General features: G+C 48.4%; 1 protein-coding gene. It reads right to left on the bottom strand.

Going from position 1 to position 519, the window contains the following annotated elements; translation table 11 throughout:
• Positions 1–9: 9 nt before the first annotated feature.
• Positions 10–519 (bottom strand): cytochrome d ubiquinol oxidase subunit II (locus tag R8O10_RS27455; protein WP_318192264.1); only part of this gene is annotated, 510 nt, incomplete at its 5' end.

Genomic DNA, 519 nt, shown 5'->3' with positions numbered 1-519 from the left:
TTCCCTTTCCTACTTGTAGCTAAGTTCTGTCGCTTTGCCTTTGAAGATCCGGTATACCACAAAGGTGTAAAGCAATATCACCGGCATAACAATCATCACACCGTAGCCCACGATTATTAACGTCGCAGGCGAGGAGGCGGCTTCTTGTGCGGTCATTAATCCCGGCACAACTTCTGGGAAGAAGCTATACGCAAGCCCGAGAAAGCTCAACGCGAAAATGACAGTGACACCAAAGAAAGGCCAGCGCACACCCAGATCATTCACCATTGGAACCTGACGCAAATAGCGATCAACTAGGAAGATGGTTGCCAATACAATTAACGGAACTGGGGCAAGCAACAAGATTTCTGGGAAGCTGAACCAACGCAAGGCAACTTGTTGATTTACAATTGGGTTTACAACGCTAACCACCAAGATTCCTAAGGCCGCTAACCAACCAGCACGGCGAGACCAACGGGCCGAGCGTATTTGCAAATCACCTTCCGTTTTTACTACTAACCATGCGCCACCGATGTAAAC

The organism is Vibrio sp. 1727, from assembly GCF_033344415.1.
In the GTDB taxonomy this organism is placed as follows: domain Bacteria; phylum Pseudomonadota; class Gammaproteobacteria; order Enterobacterales; family Vibrionaceae; genus Vibrio; species Vibrio alginolyticus.
The sequence above is the reverse complement of the archived record's forward strand: the minus strand, read 5'-3'. Positions and strand labels throughout refer to the sequence as shown.